This window comes from Chryseobacterium sp. 22532 (genome assembly GCF_052044665.1).
Taxonomy (GTDB): Bacteria; Bacteroidota; Bacteroidia; order Flavobacteriales; family Weeksellaceae; genus Chryseobacterium; species Chryseobacterium lathyri.
Genome location: NZ_JBQENJ010000005.1, coordinates 269,862 through 289,329 on the forward strand (window position 1 = coordinate 269,862; position 19,468 = coordinate 289,329).

The window sequence follows — 19,468 nt, forward strand, 5'->3', positions numbered from 1 at the left end:
GGCACAACACTTTAAAGTATAAGTGAATCCATCAAAATCAAAAGTATAGTATTAATTTAATGCCTCCACTTATCAATTTTTATTCACAAATGGAGGCTTTCATTTAACTTAAAAATATGGGACCAGATCTTAAAGAGATATATGTCGGGCAATTAATCAGACAGAGAGTTTTAGAATGTAACATAAGTGTGAAAAGGATCTGTAATTTTTTTAAATGCCCTGAAGAGGATATTGAAAAAATGTACGAAAAACAATCGTTAGAAGCAGATATATTATTAAAGTGGAGTAAGTTATTAGAGTATGATTTTTTCAGGCTGTACTCTCAGCATCTTATTTTTTATTCGCCCCAGGCGTCTATGGAGTACAATAGCGGTGTTACACAACTTCCATCTTTCAGAAAAAATATTTATACAAAAGAGATCATTGAATTTATTCTCGATCTTGTAGTTGCCGGAGAAAAATCCAAAGCACAGATAATAAGAGAATATAAAATTCCAAAAACTACTCTTTACAAATGGCTTAGCAAATATGGTAATTCTAAAAAGTTATGAAAAATATGAATGATGCCCCTGATTATAAAAAGATTTATACTGATATTTTGGATAGGAAATATCCAGATAAAATATCTGCATGTCAAGTAATATTAAACAAGAAAATGCTTTCCACCTTAGATATTATTACACTGAATAAAATAATATTTGGAGAGCAGGATAAAGAAGCAGTCATTTTCAATCAAAAGCTTCGTTCTTACTGTGAACAAACGGTAAAGGAAATTATTGACTATCAAAAAGAATATAAACTCAACAATACCCAAGTCGCTATAAAATTTAAATTAAGCCGTAATAGTATTGCAAAATGGAAGAAAAAATATCATGTCCTTTAATATGTAGCAATGTTTTAATATATACCTCTGGAAACTTGTCTGTAAGAAAAACAGGAGTGAATTTTTTTGAAATTTACTTCTTGTAAATAAGCATGTTGACCGGAAAAGAAAAACCACTTGATTTTCAAGTGGTTTTTCTTTTGGATGTAGACCCACAGGGATTCGAACCCCGACTGACGGTACCAAAAACCGGAGTGCTACCGTTACACTATAGGTCTGCTTTATTTTTGGTGGTGCAAATCTACAATTTTTTTCTTTACACACAAATAAGTGTTCGGAAAAAATTCAATGAATTAAGTCCTATTTTTACCTGATCTTGTTTTTCGTGCTGTAGTTTTAAGCCCGATTTCAGTTGATTTTGAAATGAGTTTAAAAGAATAATAAAAGGCTGGAAACTAAAAAACAAAAACCACCCTTAAAAAGGATGGTTTGTAGACCCACAGGGATTCGAACCCCGACTGACGGTACCAAAAACCGGAGTGCTACCGTTACACTATAGGTCTGTTTTATTTTGGTGAGGCAAATTTACAGCTTTTTTGTTTAGATACAAGAATTTTTTAAAGTTTTTTTTAAATTTACAACACTTTTTATCTACCCTAATCATGCTGATAGACTTCAATAATCTCAATATTAATAATTTATCCTTTCAAACAGATTTCGAACATAAAATCAAAAAATTTTTGGACGAATGGTTTTCCGATGGATCTACTGTAAAGGTTCAGACCTCAGGCTCTACCGGAACACCAAAAATTTTTGAAATCGAAAAAGAAAAAATGCTGAACTCTGCTGTAATGACCTGTAATTTCTTAGGCTTGAAAGAAGGAGATAAAGCGCTGTTATGCCTACCGGTTGAATATATTTCAGGTAAAATGATGGTAGTCCGTTCTATCGAAAGAAAATTAAAACTGATTGTTTCAGATCCATCCTTGAAACCAGTTGAGCATTTAAGTGAAGAAATTGATTTCTGTGCAATGACTCCCCTTCAGGTAGAAAACTCCCTGGATAAACTCCATTTGATCAAAAATCTGATCATCGGTGGCGCAGCTGTTTCCGAATCATTAAAAAGAAAGATAGCCCAAAATAAAAGAATAAAAAGTATCCGTATTTTTGAAACCTATGGAATGTCTGAAACGCTTTCCCATATTGCTTTAAAGCAGCTTATGCCGGAACCGCAAGATTATTTTACGGCTTTCGAAAATGTATCTGTCAGCATAGATGAAAGAGGCTGTCTGAAAATCTATGCACCCAATGTTAACGCTGAAGTACTACAGACTAATGATTTAGTTGAAATTAAAAATGGCAAACAGTTTAAGTTCCTGGGACGTTTAGACAATGTCATTAATTCCGGAGGGGCGAAAATTTTTCCTGAAATACTGGAAACATTGGTAAAAAAAGAAATCCCCAATGAAGCTGTTTTTATAGGTCTGAAAGATGAAAGCCTGGGCCAGAAGCTGATATTGGTGATAGAAGGATCAGAGTCAGTGGGTCTTATTGAAAAGATTGCCGGAATATCTTTTGAAAAAAGCTTTCACAAACCCAAAGAGATCATTTTTATCGAAGATATTCCACGAACACCGAACGGAAAAGTGAACCGGATAGAGCTGAATAGAATAATAGCCGAAAGATTATAAATTTTTGCCCATTATTTGATGTACTTTAATTCCTGATTCCTGGCTCTTGAATCAAGACCTTTAAAATAAAAAACATGAAAGACTTTTCGAAAGAACTCAGCTTTAAAACGTCCCGGAGCAGCGGAGCGGGAGGGCAGAACGTAAATAAGGTGGAAACTTCGGTGACCGTTCTCTGGCTCGTTGCCGGGTCTGAATTCTTTAATGAGAATCAGAAGGAACTAATCCTTACTAAACTGAAAAACAGAATCAATGCAGACGGATATCTGTTTCTGACTGTTTCTGAAAGCAGAACCCAGCTGATGAACAAGAATAAAGCAATTGAAAAAATGATTGAACTCGTCAATAAAGCTTTAATTGTTCCCAAGAAAAGACTGGCAACAAAACCTTCAAAAGGGCAAAAGCAGAAGCGCCTGGATACCAAAAAGAAAATTTCTGAAAAAAAGGAGAACAGGAAATTTAAGTTTTAGATTTTAAATAAAAGGGTAGAGTAAAAAAGTAGTTTCTTTCACGAGTCAAAATTTTTAAGTATCTTAGGGTATTATTAATAATTTTAAGTATGGCAGCAATTATTTCTTTATCCTCAGCGGACCGTTTTTCAGGTCTTCTGCTGTCGTTGCTGTATTTACATAGAGATTCTTTTCTAAAAAGTTCTAAGGACTTTATCAATTAAGCCCTGTCAGGATTCAGGACAGGGAAAATATTCCGATAAACTTTACGTATTATTTTTGCAGTTTTCTACAGGAAAAGGCTGTCTGCTATCCTGCATTGGATCATGGAATGACTGTATTCATTACCTTAAAAAATATAAAAAATGTCCAATCATATTATTGTAACCACCGGAATTTATGATGCTATAAAAGATACACTCAGAAGAAAAAAAGTAAGCATGCCGGAGGAAAAAAGACTTGCTGAAGAATTGAGAAAAGCTAAACAGGTACTGAGAAGAGAGCTTCCTGCCGATGTAGTGACGGTTAACAGGAAAGTGACGATTAAAGATCATACTCAGAATTTTGAACACGAATATATTTTCGTGGCTTCTTCAAAAGCTAAGCCGGTAAAAAACAAGTATTCCATTTTATCAGATATTGCGCTTGCTACAGTTGGATATAGAGTGGGAGATATCATTGACTGGCCTTTTAAAGACGGTGAAAGAAAAATTGAGATCTTAAAAGTAGAATCTTGTCACGGGTAATTCCTGTGTATCTATATTTGTTAGATGAAAGTACAGCTTCACGGCTGTACTTTTTCATGGGAAGCCTTATGGATAAAGCTATTTTTATCATTTGTTAAAAAAGAATGGTCAGGCAAGAGTTTCTTTAAGTACTCATGTTGCATTCCGTTTTTAAGTTTTATCTTTGCAAAAATTAAAAAAAATGAGCAAACCGATTTCTGAATTTATAGAGAAATATTACCTGCACTTCAATGCGGCTGCATTGGTAGATGCATCTAAGGGGTATGTTGCACATCTTAAAGATGGCGGAAAAATGATGATCACTTTAGCAGGTGCGATGTCTACTGCTGAATTGGGGAAAATCCTTGCAGAAATGATCCGTCAGGGAAAAGTTGATTTTATTTCTTGTACAGGAGCCAACCTTGAAGAAGATTTGATGAACCTTGTGGCGCACTCTCACTACGAAAGAGTTCCGCATTACAGAGATTTAACGGCGCAGGATGAGTGGGATCTATTAGAAAGAGGATTAAACAGAGTTACAGATACATGTATCCCTGAAGAAGAAGCCTTCAGAAGACTTCAAAAGCATATCGTGGAGATCTGGAAAGATGCAGAAGCTAAGGGCGAACGTTATTTTCCACACGAATTCATGTATAAAATGATCCTTTCAGGGGTTCTTGAGCAGTATTACGAAATTCCGAGAGAAAACTCATGGATGATTGCTGCGGCTGAGAAAAACCTTCCAATCGTAGTTCCGGGATGGGAAGATTCTACCATGGGTAACATCTTTGCTTCTTACTGCATCAAAGGTGAGCTTACAGCAACCACTATGAAATCAGGAATCGAATATATGACCTATCTTGCTGACTGGTATACTAAAAATTCAGCCGGAAAAGGAGTTGGGTTCTTCCAGATCGGAGGAGGTATTGCAGGAGATTTCCCAATCTGTGTGGTGCCGATGTTGTATCAGGATATGGAAATGCATGACATTCCTTTCTGGTCTTATTTCTGCCAGATCTCGGATTCTACAACGTCTTACGGTTCGTATTCAGGAGCAGTTCCGAATGAGAAAATCACTTGGGGTAAACTGGATATCACGACACCGAAATTTATCGTTGAAAGTGATGCTACGATCTGTGCACCATTAATGTTCTCTTATATCCTGGAAAATTAAAAATAAATTTCTTTTAAAATACCAACGCTTCAATTCATTTTGAAGCGTTTTTTATTTTCCGTTCGTCATTGCGAGCGAAGCCAATCAATCTCACTTAAAAATGAAGTTTGAACTTATTCTTAAAGTCTTATCTAACTTTAATGTTTCAAAATAAACCATTAAGAAAAAGTTTAGCAGGTAAGATCATTAAGAGATTGCTTCGCTTCGCTCGCAATGACTTACTTGGAGATCAGTCAAGAGAATTCACCAGCACAAAGTATCGGTAGGCCAGAATTCCTTTCTCTATTTTACTCAGTTTGTTCGGATCTTTATTGCTCAACTTTGGGAGCAACTTTTTATTGACTGCATTCAGCAGCCGGAAAAATGATTTTTTCATATCTTTATATTTACAATCAGACATTATTGAATGTTTGAGAATTCAAAAATGATGCAGAAAGATGTTTAAAGTTTATTTAGACTCTATTTTTCATAACGATAAAGCAGGTTACTTGACTATGGATGAAATTTTTAAACAGCAGATTTACGAGATTACAAGGCTTATTCCAAAAGGAAGAGTTTCTTCTTATGGTGCCATAGCTAAGGCAGTAGGTTATCCTAATCATTCCCGTCATGTAGGGAAGGCGATGGGAGGATGCCCGGAAGATGTCCCGGCACATCGTGTCATATCCAGCTCAGGCGTATTATCTGTTCCCGAGTTTCAAAAGAGACTGGAAGCAGAAGGCATTACCGTTGAGAATTTAAGAATAAAAGATTTTAAAAAGCTATTCTGGAATCCACTTGAGGAAATTTAGAATTAAATTGTACAGTCTGTTAAGAATTTACAGTTCAGACACCTGTTTTTAATTGTAAATATTAAAGGACTTCGGTTCATAAATGAAATAGGACTTATAATAAATTTAGTTTCCGGCGGCGAAGCCGCCGGAAACTAAAAAACGGCCATTCAATGTTTCAATTGCCAAAAGTCGTATTATTCCCCTTCTTTGAAAGACTGGATTTTTGCCTGTAAAAAGATGGTATAATTAAAAATATTCATAATAAAAAAGCCTTGAATATTTTTGAATAGGCAAGGCTTTTAAATTTATATGTAAAAAACAGGTGATTTTTATAACAACAACCTTATTTTCTTCCTTTCGGTGTTCTTAATTCTTCTTTTAATTTTTCATTTTCCTCTTTCAGCAAGGCAATATAATCCTGCAGGTTCTGAATAATAGAAGTTGAAATATTATGAAACTGAGTGATCACTCCTGATGATGATGAAGATTGATCATTGTATACAGGATGATTATTATTGATCACAACTTTTGCTTCTTCATCCTCATAAATATCTTCTACCGAAACATCCAAAAAACGGGCAATCTTTTCCCATTCATCCCTTACGATCTTTACATCACCACTTTCCTTCCTGCTGTAGTTGGATACATCAGTCGCGATAATATCAGCTATCTGCTGTTGAGTATAGCCTTTTTGTTTTCTGATAACGCGTAATTTTTCTTTTTGCATATCCTACATTTTATACAAAAATGGAAAAAAAGCACAATGTGTACAATAAAAAAGAGAAAAAATATGCATTGAACCGTAGGATTTAAACAAAAATGCTGGAAAAGTTTAGAATATCAAGTTAGCTAGGGGTTTTACTTTAAACCATTAGGGCTATTATTAAAATTTTATGTTACTTTCTTTTAACTAAATGAGATTGATTCACTTTCGTCTGAAATGACAAGAGTTTACAATTTTATCGAATGAAATCTTTTCACCTTAAACAGTTTTAACTTTGCTTTAGCCCAATCTTTGATTAAATAATTTCACGAAATCTGTACATAAAAAAAGCTGTTCCCATTGGAGAACAGCCTTATTCATTTCTGTATTATTTTATTATTTTTCCAACTGCTTATAGCTTCTCTGGATAAAATCTGTCAGGTCTTTTCCTTTCAGCAGGTTCTGTGAAAGTTTGGCCAGATCAAGAGCATATTTAATAAGCGTTTCCTTTTCCTCAGGATTTTCTGTCTTTAAAATTTGGTTCGAAAGCTCACTGTTAGAATTCACCACAAGATTATACATCTCTGGGAAGCCTCCCATTCCGAACATACCGCCTCCTCCGGTTGCCTGCATTTCCTTCATTCTTCTCATGAATTCCGGCTGCGTGATTGTAAACGGAGCATCATTGCTGTCTAGATCTTCAAGCTGTACAGTAAATTTAGCATCCTTTACAGCCTCTTCTACATCTTTCTTTAAAGTTTCTTTTTCAGTTTCATTTAATTTGGAAATAACCGGCTCATCTTTTTTGATGAGGTTATTGATGTGATCTGCATCCACTCTGGCAAATGAGATCTTTTCTTTTGAAGTTTCCAGTTTCTGAATAACATGGGAGATCACAGGTGAGTCTAATAACAGAACGTCATAACCTTTATCGTTAGCTGCCTGAATATAGCTGTGCTGCTCATCAGCATTTGTTGCATAAAGGATTACTGTATTGCCGTCTTTATCCGTATGGGCAGGCTGGATTTTTTCAATTAATTCATTCCACAGGAAATACTTTCCGTCTGTGGTAGGATATAGTGTAAATTTATCTGCCTTTTCTGCGAATTTATCTTCCGTGATAATTCCGTATTCGATCACGATTTTAATATCGTTCCATTTTTGCTCATAATCTTCACGGTTTTCGTTGATCAGGGAAGACATTTTATCGGCAACCTTCTTAGTGATGTAAGACGAGATTTTCTTCACTGCACCATCAGCCTGAAGGTAAGAACGCGAAACATTCAACGGAATATCCGGAGAATCAATCACCCCTCTTAAAAGCATTAAGAAGTCAGGAACAATACCTTTTACTTCATCCGTTACGAACACCTGGTTCTGATACAATTGGATTTTATCCTTGTCGATATTTAAATTATTGCTCAGTTTCGGGAAAAATAAAATTCCTGTAAGATTGAAAGGATAATCAACGTTCAGGTGGATATTGAATAAAGGCTCCTCAAACTGCATTGGATACAGTTCGTGGTAGAACTTCATATAGTCTTCATTCGTCAGCTCGCTTGGTGCAATAGTCCATGCCGGGGTTGGATTGTTGATGATATTATCTACTTCTTCGGTTTCTGCAACAGCATCTTCCGGAGCATCCTCAGGTAATGGGAGAGTATGTGTCCTTGTCCCGAATTTAATTGGAACAGGCATGAATTTATTGTATTTTGATAGCAATTCACGGATTTTAGCTTCTTCTAAAAATTCCGTAGAATCTTCTGCAATATGGAGAATGATCTCAGTTCCTCTGTCAGTTTTATCAGTAGTTTCCTCAAGGGTAAATTCCGGGCTTCCGTCGCAGATCCATCTTACAGCAGAACCGTCTTTATAAGATTTTGTAAGGATCTCCACTTTTTCTGCCACCATAAATGCGGAATAAAACCCAAGGCCGAAATGTCCTATGATTCCTGAATCTTTTGCACTGTCCTTATACTTTTCCAGGAATTCTTCGGCACCGGAAAAAGCAACCTGATTGATGTATTTTTCAACCTCTTCACCAGTCATACCAATTCCCTGGTCGATAATACGTAAAGTTTTCTGTTCCTTATCGATCTTAACTTCAATCTTCGGATTTCCGTATTCAACCTTTGCTTCCCCGATGCTTGTCAGGTGCTTTAATTTTAAAGTGGCATCAGTTGCATTGGAGATCAGCTCTCTCAGGAATATTTCGTGGTCACTGTAAAGAAACTTTTTAATAAGTGGGAAAATGTTTTCCACAGATACATTAATATTTCCTTTAGTCATAATAATTTTTGTTTTTAATTTTCTATGTAAGCCTCAAAAAAAATACCATGAAAAAGAATGTGACAGAATGACATTGATTTGTGAAAAATTACTTTAAAATCTGAAGATTTAGCAACAAGAATTTATAATGACTTATTAATTCTCCTTTGTTTCCTAAACTGAAAGACAGAACCTATAATAAATAGCACAAAAAGACCAAGAAGTGTCTGTCCGATGATTGCGTCCGTAGGTGCTTTAGCTAACGGGTGTCCGAGCGGAACACGCGTAAAAGTCTCATTAACGGTAGGAACCAGCGATAAGAAAAAACTGAAGGAAAGAAGAAAGGTCTCAATAAAACGGGCTTTGTTGTTTCCTGCTCTTTTTCTATGAAGAAAATAAGCCGTCACTATTAAAATGACAATGAAAAGGGCAAAAATATGTCCCGGGTTAAATCCTCCATGTTTAGATAATCCCAAAGCGGTGAGTGAAGTGATCAGCGTAAGATAAAAATAAATTTTTCCGGCGGACGAGCTCAGATCAATTTTTCCTTTTTTTATAAAATCTGTAACAGCTGCTACAATAGCAATAATACCTATCACGGTATGAAAAATTCCCAAATACGATAGTCCCATAATTAATTTTTTTGAATGTTGAATTACTGTTGACAAAATTGCAACAGAAACAGAAAAGAGATTTTGTAAATAAGCTCAATTATCTGTCTGTTTGGTTCAAAAAACTTTATAAAATATGTGGAAAGTCGGTTTTGATAAAAAAGTTTAATCCTCCTTATTTACCTTCGAGCGGTAATTTGTGGGAGAAGTATTGTATTTGTCATGAAAGCTTTTGGTAAAATTGGCTAAGTCATTAAACCCGCATTCAAAAGCAATATTGGATACACGTTCATTGGAAATCAGTAATAATTCAGCAGCTCTTTCCAGTCTTTTGGTTTTAATGTAACTGGCGGGAGAATTATTATATAACTTTTTAAACTCTCTCTTAAAAGAAGAAATGCTTAAATTGGTTTTATGGGCCAATTCTTCAATACTTACCGGTGAAAATAAGTTGTTTTCTATAATTTGCCTGAACGTATAAGATGTGGGTGAGAAAAGCTGGGATAATATGGCCTGTATGGTTTCTGCCTCTTGTGTCTGTGACAGCAGAAGAATGATTTCCTTTAGTTTCAGGATCAGGATCTCTTCATTGATCAAAGCCGGATTCTCAAAATAGAAAAGCAGGCCTTCAATATATTTATGAATCAGGAAATCATTGTTGATTTTTCCACTCAACTGGTTGGTTGCTTTGTTGCCTGGCTGGAGTAGGACAGGAAGCTCTCTTTCGTAAATTTTCTTTAATATATCCGGATGGAAGGTTACAATCACAACTTCGCCCTTGCTGTCAGCATTTGAATTATGGATATGATTTCCGGAATTGATACAGTTGAGTAATAACGAATGTCTGGTAGGAATATCGGTATGAATATCATTAAACTGATATTGTATCTCACCTGTCAGCATATATAAAAAGCAGGCCTGCTCAGCAACCGGGAAAGTAAATTCAAAAGGAGATATTACATCTACTTTCTGAATGAATGTCTTCCCGAACAGATCAATTTTTTTATAATCAGTAATCATTTATTTCAATGTGTTTTGGCAGGCGTATAAAGTTAAAAAGAAAAACGATCTGAATTTCAGACCGTTTTCTATTAATTATTTCTTGTTTTTCAATTCTTCCTTGATCTTGTTTTCCAATTCTTCAGCAAGCTCAGGATTGTCTTTTAAAACATCCTTCACTGCATCACGCCCCTGACCAAGCTTTGTCTCCTCATAGCTGAACCAAGAACCGCTTTTCTTTACAATTCCCTGTTCTACAGCCTGATCAAGAATTTCTCCTGTTTTGGAAACTCCCTCACCGTACATAATATCGAATTCAGCTTGCTTGAAAGGAGGTGCTACTTTATTTTTTACGATCTTCACTTTTACACGGCTTCCGATAGCTTCATCGCCATTTTTAATAGGCGCACTTGCTTTTCTGATATCTACTCTTACGGAAGCGTAGAATTTCAATGCATTACCCCCAGTAGTGGTTTCAGGATTTCCAAACATCACACCGATTTTTTCTCTCAACTGATTGATGAAAATTACGGTACATTTAGTTCTTGAAATGGTAGCCGTCAGTTTTCTCAATGCCTGAGACATCAATCTTGCATGAAGTCCCATTTTAGAATCTCCCATTTCCCCTTCAATTTCCGCTTTTGGAGTAAGGGCTGCTACAGAGTCAATAACCACAATGTCAATCGCTCCCGAACGGATCAGGTTATCAGCGATTTCCAGAGCCTGCTCACCGTTGTCAGGCTGAGAAATGATTAAATTTTCAAGATCAATTCCCAGTTTCCCTGCATAACCTCTGTCAAAAGCGTGCTCTGCATCAATAAATGCGGCAATTCCCCCTGCTTTTTGAGCTTCTGCAATAGCATGAAGCGTTAAAGTTGTTTTACCGGAAGATTCAGGTCCGTAGATCTCAATGATTCTTCCTCTTGGATATCCACCTACTCCCAGAGCGATGTCTAATCCCAAAGATCCGGAAGGAATAACTTCAATGGTAGTATCAATCGTACTGTCACCTAATGTCATTACAGTTCCTTTTCCGTATGTTTTATCTAGCTTGTCAAGCACTAATGCAAGTGCTTTTTTCTTATCGTCTATGTTGCTCATCTGTTGTTAAAATAATTGTTCAAAATTACGGAATTTTAATGTCAAAAACTAATATTATTTAGTGTGAAAAACTGTTTTTAGCGTTAAATAATAATAATTTTTTGAGACTGATGTTATTCATTACGAATGGAATGCAGAGTTTTATGATTCAAAACATAAAAATATTTTTTTTCCGTTTAATGTACTTGCAGTTCAGTATTCTTTTAATGAAAATTTGAATTTTTAGTAACTCTAAGATAGTCTTCCAGCACTTTCATCTGATCTTTATTTCCCTTTTTTATTCTTGTGTCCCGGCTTATCAGGTTATCATAAACTTTGTTGATGATCATTTTGGTTTTAGGAAACATTTTCCGGTTGGAAACCTCAGGGATCTGCAGTCTTTTACATACCTCGTCATCCAGTAGAAACCACGTGCAGCAAATATGCAGGTATCTCAGATTTTTCCTTTGAAATTTGAATTTTAAGATTGGATTTTCCAGAGATTCATTCAGTAAAGAATGAGCCAGTAAAATAGAATCTTTATCTGATGGCGGCTGTACAGAAGTCCACAGATAAAAATATTCTGTTGCCTGTTTTTTACTGTCAGGAAGAAGCTGCTCAGGAATTCCAAGTAAGTATCCGACATATTTCCACAAATGAAAAATTCCTTTTTCCTCTTCTTCCGAAAAAGTATTTCCAAGTTTTTGAAGGCTATGAAGAAAAACAAGACTAAACCCTATATAAGTAGCCATCATATCCCAGGAGTTGATCGGTTTGCCCCAATTTTCAGTATCCCATTGCTTATAATGTTTCTTTATCGAAAGTCTTGCGTAAGAATGGATCAGGCGGGTCTTAATAGCAAATTCATAACCCTTCGCATGAATTTCAAGTGCATCATACCGCGTTGCGTTGACCCAAAAGTCCAGCGTTTCTGAAAGACGTTTTACAGCACCTTTTTTCAACGCCTCTGTGGCTGTGAGAGGCTTATTAAGATAGGCATAATCATAACCTCCAATCAGGCAGTAATCTCTTAATGAGATGAGCGAGTCAATGTTGCCTCTCATACAGAGTTCTGCGCCGCTTTTCAGCAGGTTGAAATCAAGCCAGTCGGGAATCTTCTGGGTTTGGCTGAAAAGTTTTTTTACACTTTCAGGAACGTCGTCCGTTTCGGAGACTCCGTTTCGTATATAGCCTTCAATTTCTCTTGAGGCTTCATGAAATTTTTTGGTAAAATAAACATCTTTTACCACTTCATCTCCCACCTCATCCACATGATAAAAATAGCGTGAAAACCTTTCAAAGTTCCTAAAACTCACTTCAGCTCCTGAAAAGTCGATGAGTTGTTTTCCGTTTCCCTTTTCCCAGAAATGCTTGAAGTGAGGCGAATCTTTAAAACGCGGCTGTATAATCATGTTTTCCATTACTATAAAAATACAAGTTTTACACCGAAATTTCCTGGTGAGATTTGTCAGTCCTTATTAAAAGTTTAAGATATTAAATAAGCCCTCTTTCAAAAGCTTTTTTTACAAGTTCTTTGCTGTTTCTGGAATCTGTTTTTCGTAAAATATTTTTTCTGTGTGTACGGACTGTATGTTCAGACAAGATTAATGCCTGGGCTATTTCGGGTCCGGAATAGCCTTTGGTGATAAAGGCAAGAATCTCCATTTCTCTTTTCGTTAAATGCTCAGAAAAATTCTCCGGTTTCGAAAAGGAATCCAGCTTCACCTGGTGAAAATCATTTCTGGGACCTATACCCGAAACCAAAACGGTATAAGGATTTTCTTTTGTAATATGATGAATGTTGGTGTGAATGTTTATAGCCTGCACAGGAATTCCGGTTTCATCCTCCAGGGTGATAATGGACTGATGATGGAACAACTCATAATTCCCTTCTGCTGTTTTCATTCTGAAACAATAGCTGCCCTTAATGTAGAGTTGATGCTCCAGACCGATCTCTGTCATTTTGTTAATAAGGACCTGTTCGGCTTTCATTACAAATTCTATATCATCAGGATGGGTAAGGTCAATAACATCTTTCAAATTTTCGGGGTATGATGAAAGACCATGAAGCTTCAGAATGTTCTCATGATGGTGAGAAAGTGTACTGTTTGTAAGATTCAGTGCATAATAATAAAATTCTCCTATAGCAAACATTTCACTGATGATGCGCTCTATAGGTGGTTTATCCAGGATCTTCCTGTCTCTTCTGACGCCGGGGTATGTATTCCAGACTTCTATGAGAGGATGTTTTTTTTCTGAGCTTTCCATGAATAATTAGTTTTAGCTAAAATAACTAAAATACTTACAAAATACCACAAAAGGGGGATTTTTTTACACTGATAAAATGCTAAACTTTGTACTAGCTAATAACCATGGCGGCTCAATTTTTTTGTTCCGTTTTGTTTTATGATTTATTTTTTTTCCATAATTTATTTTAATTAGGAAAATAGTAAGTCTCGGAGCATTAAATTTTATACACTGTTTATTCGAAGTTAATTAATGAATGTTATAAAAACAGTTTACTCTTTTCTTTTTTAGTTGTTTGAAAATGATAAACTAATAGCCTCTCGTTGCTGGAGAGGCTTTTTCTTTTGTAATATATTCCATCAAACATTGCTCTTTTTGATACTCAAAATCACCCGAACGGGTAATTTACTTGTATTCATGGAATTTTAAACTTTGTAGAAAACTAATAGCCATGAAAACTTATTTATTAAAAATTCTTGCTTTTGTAATTTTTATGCCCTCAATTTTTTTTGCACAAATAAAAGTCGAAGTAAGAAAGGAAATTGGAGAGAACAGTAAAAAGGAAATCAATAGAACGATTACTATTGATCTGTCTGTTGAAATCGACAGCGTGGAAATGCTCGTTGAAAAAGGAAATTATAAATTATATATACCATCCTCGCAGCTGAAAAGTCTGGTCATTAGAAAGAAAGCTATTGAGTATGAACCATTGAAAATGGAGAGAAAGCAAAAAGACAGTACTAAAAGCCTGCATGGCGAAAGTGACGTAATTGCAGAATTGGTTTTTAGAAGCAACACTCAGTATATTCTCTTTGTTGGGGTAACAGGGGAAGAGAAAATAAGGAAGTATATTATAAAAAGTGAATCTGACTGGAAATGGACGACTTCCTTCGGAGCAAATGCTGTTTTTCTCACAAGCCGCTCAAGGTTTACTTCTGTAAATAATGTAGTAGCAGAAAACAAGGATGGGAAAATGATGGATCTTACGCCTAGCATTATGTTTACCTTTATGAATAACCAGCGAAATTTTTCTCCCGGATTTACAGGTGGTTTAGGCTTTGATTTTGAAGAGTTGTCTGTTTTTGCCGGTGGTGCGCTGGGAATTGGACAAAATATTATTCTAACAGCAGGTATTGCCGTGCACAAGCAAAACCGTCCTAATACAGATTATACAGTGGGACAGGCAATCGACACCTCAGTGACATCGGATAATCTGAATAAAATGCAGTACAGAGTGAATCCTTTTGTAGGAATATCTTTTAGGTTTGATAAAAATCCATTTGTAGCCAAGTAATAATTTGATAAAGTCATAAAAACAAAAAAACCTTCCCATCGGGAAGGTTTTCATTATTTATTGCTAATTGCTCATTATTTATGATAAAGAAGCAGCGTGTACAAGCATATCTACCAACTTGTTAGAATAACCCATTTCGTTATCATACCATGAAACAAGTTTTACAAAGTTTGGAGAAAGCATGATACCGGCATCTTTATCGAAGATAGAAGTTCTCTTATCTCCTACGAAGTCCTGAGAAACTACTGCATCTTCAGTGTATCCTAAGATTCCTTTCAATTCACCTTCAGAAGCAGCTTTAATTACTGAACAGATTTCTTCATAAGAAGCAGCTTTTTCAATTCTCACTGTTAAATCTACTACAGAAACGTCAACAGTTGGTACTCTGAAAGACATACCTGTTAATTTTCCATTTAATGAAGGGATTACTTTTCCTACCGCTTTAGCAGCACCTGTAGAAGAAGGGATAATGTTGTTAAGAGCAGCTCTACCACCTCTCCAGTCTTTCATTGAAGGACCGTCAACTGTTTTCTGAGTTGCTGTTGTAGCGTGTACCGTAGTCATAAGACCTTCAACGATCCCGAAGTTATCGTGGATTACTTTAGCTAAAGGAGCTAAACAGTTGGTAGTACAAGACGCGTTAGATAAAATTTTGATATCGTCAGTAAGTTCTTTGTGGTTCACACCCATTACGAACATCGGAGTGTCGTCTTTAGATGGAGCAGAAAGGATTACTTTTTTAGCACCGGCATTAATGTGAGCCTGAGCAGAGTCCTTAGATAAGAAAAGACCTGTAGATTCTACGATATAGTCTGCACCGATCTCATTCCATTTTAGGTTGTTAGGATCTTTCTCAGCAGTTACTCTGATTTTTTTTCCGTTTACTACAAGATCATTTCCTTCTACAGAAACTTCTCCCGGGAAGATACCGTGTACAGAATCATATTTTAACATGTAAGCCATGTATTCTGCGTTGATTAGGTCATTGATTCCTACTACTTCAATGTTATCTCTTTCAGTCATTGCTCTGAAAACAAGACGTCCAATTCTACCAAAACCGTTGATACCTACTTTGATTGTTGACATAATAGTTTGTTTTAGATTATAAAAAAATAATTAGATTGCTAAAATTTCAGAAATCAGTAAAAGATCTTTATTGATTTCATTATGTTTTTTAATAGCTTCTTCGATCGGTGTGTACACCATATCGTTGGAACGCATTCCGGCCATTACATTTGTTTTTCCTTCCATAAGTCCCACTACGGCACCATAACCCAGTCTGCTTGCCAGAACCCTGTCTGCACAGCTTGGAGAACCACCTCTCTGGATATGTCCTAAGATGGTTACACGGATATCGTAATCAGGGAATTCCTCTTTGGTCTGTTTAGAAAGCTCGTAGATATTCCCAAGCTTTTCACCTTCCGCTACTACAACAATGCTTGATGCTTTTCCTGTTTTTTCAGCTTTTCTGAAATTGGCAAAAAGATCTTCCATGCTATCTTTCTTCTCAGGAATAAGAATATCCAGAGCACCGGTAGCCAACCCACTGTTTAAAGCGATGAAACCTGCATCACGGCCCATTACCTCTACAAAGAAAACTCGGTTGTGGGATGTTGCCGTATCACGGATCTTATCGATAGCTTCCATAGCAGTGTTTAAAGCCGTATCGTAGCCGATGGTGTTATCCGTTCCGAAAATATCATTGTCAATAGTCCCCGGTACACCAATTACCCTGATCCCGAATTCTTCGTTGAAGATCTTTGCTCCGGTAAAAGTTCCGTCACCTCCAATGCACACCAATGCATCCACACCATGTTTCACACAGTTGTCGTAAGCTTTCTGACGTCCTTCAGGAGTTCTGAATTCTACAGATCTGGCGGATTTTAGAATCGTTCCGCCCTGGTTGATTATATTTTTTACGGAACGGGGGCCCATTTTCAGGAAATCATCATGGATGAGTCCGTTATAGCCTTCCCTTACTCCGTAGCATTCGATATTATAATAGTTTGCAGTTCTAACGACTGCTCTTAATGCTGCATTCATACCCGGAGAGTCACCTCCTGAAGTAAGAACTGCAATTTTTTTTACAGCACTCTCTTTCATCTAGTAAAAAATTTCGAACACAAATTTACAAAAACAAGTTCAGATAATGGCAGTAAGTTGAGAAGAGTTTTGAATATAAATAATTAAAATCGTCTAAAATTTGTAAGCTTAAAAATCCCTCGCTGTTTTTGTTTCTGAAGAATTTACATTAAAACTGTGGCAACGTGAAATATTTTATCGAAAAAAATTGGAAAGCATATGAACAAATAGCATCCAAGTAAATACTTCGCTAAATAACTTTTTACATAATAGTATAAAAGTATAAATGTTATATTTTGATCACCACTAGCTCAGTCTATGAGAATATTATCACAGTAAATCCACATTACCACTTTTCCGTCAGATACTTCCAATATCTTTTTGGAACATGCTGAACGTGCAGTTTCAAATTCTTTCTTTCCACAATATTGGTCTTTGTAAAATACCGCTGCCATAGTTTTTGATAGTTGTTTTCATCATCATGAAACTTCTGCTGGTACTCATGTAAATCCAGTTTTTCTTCCGGATAAAAGAAATCGCAGCTTTCCAGATCGTATAAAATTCCATAATTCCTTCTCAAATCATAGATCATCCATTTCTGATCCTGATACCGGTCTTTAAAATGTTTACGGATAAGCGGAAGAACATCAAAGTCAGGATCTATCTTCGCAAAGAAAACATCATCCTGCATTTTCTCAAATCTCACAAAAGCAGTCATTCTGTGCCTTTCACGGCCTACCGATTTACAAATTTTTGAAATTTTTAAAATATCGCTGTCAGCATAATTTTGCAGAATATTTTCATCAGGATGTTTTACAGACTGTTTTACGGCTGATAAAATAAGACGTTCCGATTCAGGATCTTCTGATAAATAAACTTTTAATAACTCATGTATTCCTGACTGTCCAATATGTTGTTCCAGTTTGCTTAAAACCCGTTCAGCCTTATCATTCTGAGTAATGACTTCATGAATTTCAGCAAAGATATTTTCCTGATGGAATCTCTCCTTGCTCACTATTTCCACCTCTTTATACCGGTATTCGAAAACTTCAAATACTGCTGTAAAAAGTCCGTCGAAACTGCCGTCATAGAGTAGAGTGGTCATGTTAATTTAGAGAGTTATAAGGTTTTGGAGTTTTAGAGTGAGTTGAGATGTTAGTCTTAGAATGATTAGTGAAGTTCGTGAAACAATTCTTGTAATTGGTGTTTAAAATCAAAACAGACTCAGCTGCTGTGAAAACTGATTGTGAAACTTAGAAGAGCTTCCACCCACAAGCAGCTTTCTGAAATTTTTATCCGTTAAATATTTTAGATAAGCATTTCCGGCGTTAAAGTCAATGAAATACTTTGCTCTGTTAACCGCAGCTCCCAGTTTTTTCAGATGGTCCATATTTAAAACCTGAAAACGCCTTGCACTCACAATTTTCTGCGCAGTTTTCACGCCAATTCCAGGAATTCTTAAAATCATCTGATAATCTGCAGTCTGTAAATTAACAGGAAATTGATGCAGATGTCTCAAGGCCCAGCTCAATTTAGGATCAACTTCAAGGTCTAAAAACGGCATATTCGGGTCTAAAATTTCCTCAGCCTTAAAACCGTAAAAGCGCATCAGCCAATCCGACTGATACAGGCGGTTTTCACGAAGCATCGGAACTTCTGTAGTCAGAGAAGGCAGTCTTTTATCCTCCAGAACAGGAACATAACCGGAATAATAAACCCTTTTCAGATTGAAATTTTTATAAAAATGATCGGCCACTTTGATGATCTGCAAATCATTTTCATTGGTTGCCCCCACGATCATTTGAGTAGATTGCCCTGCCGGAGCAAACTTAGGAACCTTTCTGAAAATTTTCTTTTCATCCTTATATTGCGCAATTCCATTCTGAATATATTTCATAGGATTAAGCATATCCTGTCGGTTTTTTTCAGGTGCTAACAATTTCAATCCGCTTTCTGTAGGAATTTCAAGGTTAATGGATAACCTGTCTGCATAAAGAGCGGCTTCCTGCATCAGCTCATCACTTGCTCCCGGAATAGATTTCAAATGAATATAGCCGTTAAAATTTTCTTCTAAACGTAATTTTTTTGCCACCCTTACCAGACGTTCCATCGTCGTATCTGCATTTTTAAAGATTCCAGAGCTTAAAAACAGTCCTTCAATATAATTTCTGCGGTAAAAATTAATGGTCAGGTCTGTTACCTCTTCCACGGTGAAAGCGGCTCTTTTAATATCATTGGAACTTCTGGATACGCAGTAGGCACAATCGTAAATGCAATGATTGGTCAACAGGATTTTGAGCAGGGAAACGCACCGTCCGTCTTCTGTATAGGTATGGCAGATCCCGCTTACGGAACTGTCTCCCAAGGCGCCTTTTTTATTCTTTCGCGTTCCTCCGCTGGATGAGCAGGAAACGTCATATTTTGCTGCATCCGCAAGGATTTCGAGTTTTTCTTTCAGGCGTTCAAAATTCATTTTTCGGAAGGATGTTATAATTTGTATCTAAACTTTGTTCAAAAGTAGTTCCAAAATTGATAAATGTCAATCTTTTTCT

Annotated in this window: 20 protein-coding genes and 2 tRNA genes; 8 read left to right on the forward strand and 14 right to left on the reverse strand. The window is 36.2% G+C overall.

The annotated features are described in order from the left end of the window. Positions 1-116: 116 nt before the first annotated feature. Together ACTJIV_RS15315 and ACTJIV_RS15320 are read left to right on the forward strand one after the other, a co-directional pair. Positions 117-551 (forward strand): transposase, encoded by a 435-nt coding sequence (locus tag ACTJIV_RS15315; protein ID WP_111955205.1) that lies wholly within the window; start codon positions 117-119, stop codon positions 549-551. After that, positions 548-883, forward strand: coding sequence for a helix-turn-helix domain-containing protein (locus tag ACTJIV_RS15320; RefSeq protein WP_223560249.1), 336 nt, complete (start codon positions 548-550; stop codon positions 881-883). Before ACTJIV_RS15315 ends, ACTJIV_RS15320 begins: the two co-directional genes overlap by 4 nt. Before the next feature lie 147 nt (positions 884-1,030). On the opposite strand, the gene ACTJIV_RS15325 is transcribed toward ACTJIV_RS15320, so the two are convergent. Further along, positions 1,031-1,101, reverse strand: a tRNA-Gln gene (locus tag ACTJIV_RS15325). Between the two features lie 214 nt (positions 1,102-1,315). Continuing rightward, positions 1,316-1,386 (reverse strand) — tRNA-Gln (locus ACTJIV_RS15330). A 99-nt stretch (positions 1,387-1,485) separates the two neighbouring features. Here ACTJIV_RS15330 and ACTJIV_RS15335 point away from each other — a divergent pair. From ACTJIV_RS15335 to ACTJIV_RS15350, 4 genes are all read left to right on the forward strand, one after another. Next, positions 1,486-2,514, forward strand: a complete 1,029-nt coding sequence (locus tag ACTJIV_RS15335; protein ID WP_440628471.1) for an AMP-binding protein — start codon at positions 1,486-1,488, stop codon at positions 2,512-2,514. A 74-nt stretch (positions 2,515-2,588) separates the two neighbouring features. After that, a complete protein-coding gene (gene arfB / locus ACTJIV_RS15340) occupies positions 2,589-2,981 on the forward strand; it encodes an alternative ribosome rescue aminoacyl-tRNA hydrolase ArfB (RefSeq protein ID WP_111955201.1) in 393 nt (130 codons plus the stop codon). 344 nt (positions 2,982-3,325) lie between these two features. Then, the gene (locus tag ACTJIV_RS15345) at positions 3,326-3,706 is read left to right on the forward strand and encodes a GreA/GreB family elongation factor (protein ID WP_116012677.1); all 381 of its coding nucleotides are present in this window, start codon (positions 3,326-3,328) and stop codon (positions 3,704-3,706) included. A 181-nt stretch (positions 3,707-3,887) separates the two neighbouring features. Continuing rightward, entirely contained in the window at positions 3,888-4,859 is a 972-nt protein-coding gene (locus ACTJIV_RS15350) for a deoxyhypusine synthase family protein (RefSeq protein WP_111955197.1), read from the forward strand. 229 nt (positions 4,860-5,088) lie between these two features. On the opposite strand, the gene ACTJIV_RS15355 is transcribed toward ACTJIV_RS15350, so the two are convergent. Further along, positions 5,089-5,235 (reverse strand): hypothetical protein, encoded by a 147-nt coding sequence (locus ACTJIV_RS15355; RefSeq protein WP_223560247.1) that lies wholly within the window; start codon positions 5,233-5,235, stop codon positions 5,089-5,091. Between the two features lie 118 nt (positions 5,236-5,353). Here ACTJIV_RS15355 and ACTJIV_RS15360 point away from each other — a divergent pair, with 118 nt between their 5' ends. Next, positions 5,354-5,650: an MGMT family protein gene (locus ACTJIV_RS15360; protein ID WP_072922467.1), complete on the forward strand. Its 297-nt coding sequence runs from the start codon at positions 5,354-5,356 to the stop codon at positions 5,648-5,650. Between the two features lie 325 nt (positions 5,651-5,975). Here the strand turns inward: ACTJIV_RS15360 and ACTJIV_RS15365 are convergent, their stop codons facing one another. From ACTJIV_RS15365 to ACTJIV_RS15395, 7 genes are all read right to left on the reverse strand, one after another. Then, a complete protein-coding gene (locus ACTJIV_RS15365) occupies positions 5,976-6,359 on the reverse strand; it encodes a helix-turn-helix transcriptional regulator (protein WP_111955195.1) in 384 nt (127 codons plus the stop codon). Between the two features lie 372 nt (positions 6,360-6,731). Next, positions 6,732-8,624: a molecular chaperone HtpG gene (gene htpG, locus ACTJIV_RS15370; protein ID WP_440628475.1), complete on the reverse strand. Its 1,893-nt coding sequence runs from the start codon at positions 8,622-8,624 to the stop codon at positions 6,732-6,734. Between the two features lie 122 nt (positions 8,625-8,746). Then, the gene (locus tag ACTJIV_RS15375) at positions 8,747-9,235 is read right to left on the reverse strand and encodes a hypothetical protein (RefSeq protein ID WP_440628477.1); all 489 of its coding nucleotides are present in this window, start codon (positions 9,233-9,235) and stop codon (positions 8,747-8,749) included. 144 nt (positions 9,236-9,379) lie between these two features. Beyond that, positions 9,380-10,234: a helix-turn-helix domain-containing protein gene (locus ACTJIV_RS15380; protein WP_440628479.1), complete on the reverse strand. Its 855-nt coding sequence runs from the start codon at positions 10,232-10,234 to the stop codon at positions 9,380-9,382. Between the two features lie 75 nt (positions 10,235-10,309). Next, on the reverse strand, positions 10,310-11,314 hold the full coding sequence (recA, locus tag ACTJIV_RS15385; RefSeq protein ID WP_111955189.1) for a recombinase RecA: 1,005 nt from the start codon (positions 11,312-11,314) through the stop codon (positions 10,310-10,312). Between the two features lie 203 nt (positions 11,315-11,517). Next, a complete protein-coding gene (locus ACTJIV_RS15390) occupies positions 11,518-12,705 on the reverse strand; it encodes an oxygenase MpaB family protein (RefSeq protein WP_440628481.1) in 1,188 nt (395 codons plus the stop codon). A gap of 82 nt (positions 12,706-12,787) precedes the next feature. Beyond that, positions 12,788-13,561 (reverse strand): LuxR C-terminal-related transcriptional regulator, encoded by a 774-nt coding sequence (locus tag ACTJIV_RS15395; RefSeq protein WP_223560243.1) that lies wholly within the window; start codon positions 13,559-13,561, stop codon positions 12,788-12,790. Between the two features lie 430 nt (positions 13,562-13,991). Here ACTJIV_RS15395 and ACTJIV_RS15400 point away from each other — a divergent pair, with 430 nt between their 5' ends. Continuing rightward, on the forward strand, positions 13,992-14,834 hold the full coding sequence (locus ACTJIV_RS15400; protein WP_440628484.1) for a hypothetical protein: 843 nt from the start codon (positions 13,992-13,994) through the stop codon (positions 14,832-14,834). Between the two features lie 78 nt (positions 14,835-14,912). Here ACTJIV_RS15400 and gap read toward each other — a convergent pair whose 3' ends face one another. The 4 genes from gap to ACTJIV_RS15420 form a co-directional block, all read right to left on the reverse strand. After that, positions 14,913-15,920 (reverse strand): type I glyceraldehyde-3-phosphate dehydrogenase, encoded by a 1,008-nt coding sequence (gap, locus tag ACTJIV_RS15405; protein ID WP_440628486.1) that lies wholly within the window; start codon positions 15,918-15,920, stop codon positions 14,913-14,915. A gap of 30 nt (positions 15,921-15,950) precedes the next feature. Beyond that, on the reverse strand, positions 15,951-16,937 hold the full coding sequence (pfkA, locus tag ACTJIV_RS15410) for a 6-phosphofructokinase (protein WP_116012686.1): 987 nt from the start codon (positions 16,935-16,937) through the stop codon (positions 15,951-15,953). A gap of 325 nt (positions 16,938-17,262) precedes the next feature. Continuing rightward, the gene (locus ACTJIV_RS15415) at positions 17,263-18,021 is read right to left on the reverse strand and encodes a TIGR03915 family putative DNA repair protein (protein ID WP_440628488.1); all 759 of its coding nucleotides are present in this window, start codon (positions 18,019-18,021) and stop codon (positions 17,263-17,265) included. A 108-nt stretch (positions 18,022-18,129) separates the two neighbouring features. Further along, positions 18,130-19,389 carry a putative DNA modification/repair radical SAM protein gene (locus tag ACTJIV_RS15420; protein WP_426046402.1) on the reverse strand — a complete coding sequence of 420 codons (1,260 nt, stop codon included), beginning with the start codon at positions 19,387-19,389 and terminating at the stop codon, positions 18,130-18,132. Positions 19,390-19,468: the final 79 nt, after the last annotated feature.

Bases quoted from the DNA above. Each gene is read 5' to 3' on its own strand.
- ACTJIV_RS15315 (WP_111955205.1), top strand. From the start codon at position 117: ATGGGACCAGATCTTAAAGAGATATATGTCGGGCAATTAATCAGACAG.
- arfB (WP_111955201.1), top strand. From the start codon at position 2,589: ATGAAAGACTTTTCGAAAGAACTCAGCTTTAAAACGTCCCGGAGCAGC.
- recA (WP_111955189.1), bottom strand. From the start codon at position 11,314: ATGAGCAACATAGACGATAAGAAAAAAGCACTTGCATTAGTGCTTGAC.
- ACTJIV_RS15375 (WP_440628477.1), bottom strand. From the start codon at position 9,235: ATGGGACTATCGTATTTGGGAATTTTTCATACCGTGATAGGTATTATT.
- ACTJIV_RS15350 (WP_111955197.1), top strand. From the start codon at position 3,888: ATGAGCAAACCGATTTCTGAATTTATAGAGAAATATTACCTGCACTTC.
- ACTJIV_RS15400 (WP_440628484.1), top strand. From the start codon at position 13,992: ATGAAAACTTATTTATTAAAAATTCTTGCTTTTGTAATTTTTATGCCC.
- ACTJIV_RS15320 (WP_223560249.1), top strand. From the start codon at position 548: ATGAAAAATATGAATGATGCCCCTGATTATAAAAAGATTTATACTGAT.
- ACTJIV_RS15365 (WP_111955195.1), bottom strand. From the start codon at position 6,359: ATGCAAAAAGAAAAATTACGCGTTATCAGAAAACAAAAAGGCTATACT.
- ACTJIV_RS15380 (WP_440628479.1), bottom strand. From the start codon at position 10,234: ATGATTACTGATTATAAAAAAATTGATCTGTTCGGGAAGACATTCATT.
- ACTJIV_RS15415 (WP_440628488.1), bottom strand. From the start codon at position 18,021: ATGACCACTCTACTCTATGACGGCAGTTTCGACGGACTTTTTACAGCA.
- pfkA (WP_116012686.1), bottom strand. From the start codon at position 16,937: ATGAAAGAGAGTGCTGTAAAAAAAATTGCAGTTCTTACTTCAGGAGGT.
- gap (WP_440628486.1), bottom strand. From the start codon at position 15,920: ATGTCAACAATCAAAGTAGGTATCAACGGTTTTGGTAGAATTGGACGT.
- ACTJIV_RS15345 (WP_116012677.1), top strand. From the start codon at position 3,326: ATGTCCAATCATATTATTGTAACCACCGGAATTTATGATGCTATAAAA.
- htpG (WP_440628475.1), bottom strand. From the start codon at position 8,624: ATGACTAAAGGAAATATTAATGTATCTGTGGAAAACATTTTCCCACTT.
- ACTJIV_RS15390 (WP_440628481.1), bottom strand. From the start codon at position 12,705: ATGATTATACAGCCGCGTTTTAAAGATTCGCCTCACTTCAAGCATTTC.
- ACTJIV_RS15395 (WP_223560243.1), bottom strand. From the start codon at position 13,561: ATGGAAAGCTCAGAAAAAAAACATCCTCTCATAGAAGTCTGGAATACA.
- ACTJIV_RS15360 (WP_072922467.1), top strand. From the start codon at position 5,354: ATGGATGAAATTTTTAAACAGCAGATTTACGAGATTACAAGGCTTATT.
- ACTJIV_RS15335 (WP_440628471.1), top strand. From the start codon at position 1,486: ATGCTGATAGACTTCAATAATCTCAATATTAATAATTTATCCTTTCAA.
- ACTJIV_RS15420 (WP_426046402.1), bottom strand. From the start codon at position 19,389: ATGAATTTTGAACGCCTGAAAGAAAAACTCGAAATCCTTGCGGATGCA.
- ACTJIV_RS15355 (WP_223560247.1), bottom strand. From the start codon at position 5,235: ATGAAAAAATCATTTTTCCGGCTGCTGAATGCAGTCAATAAAAAGTTG.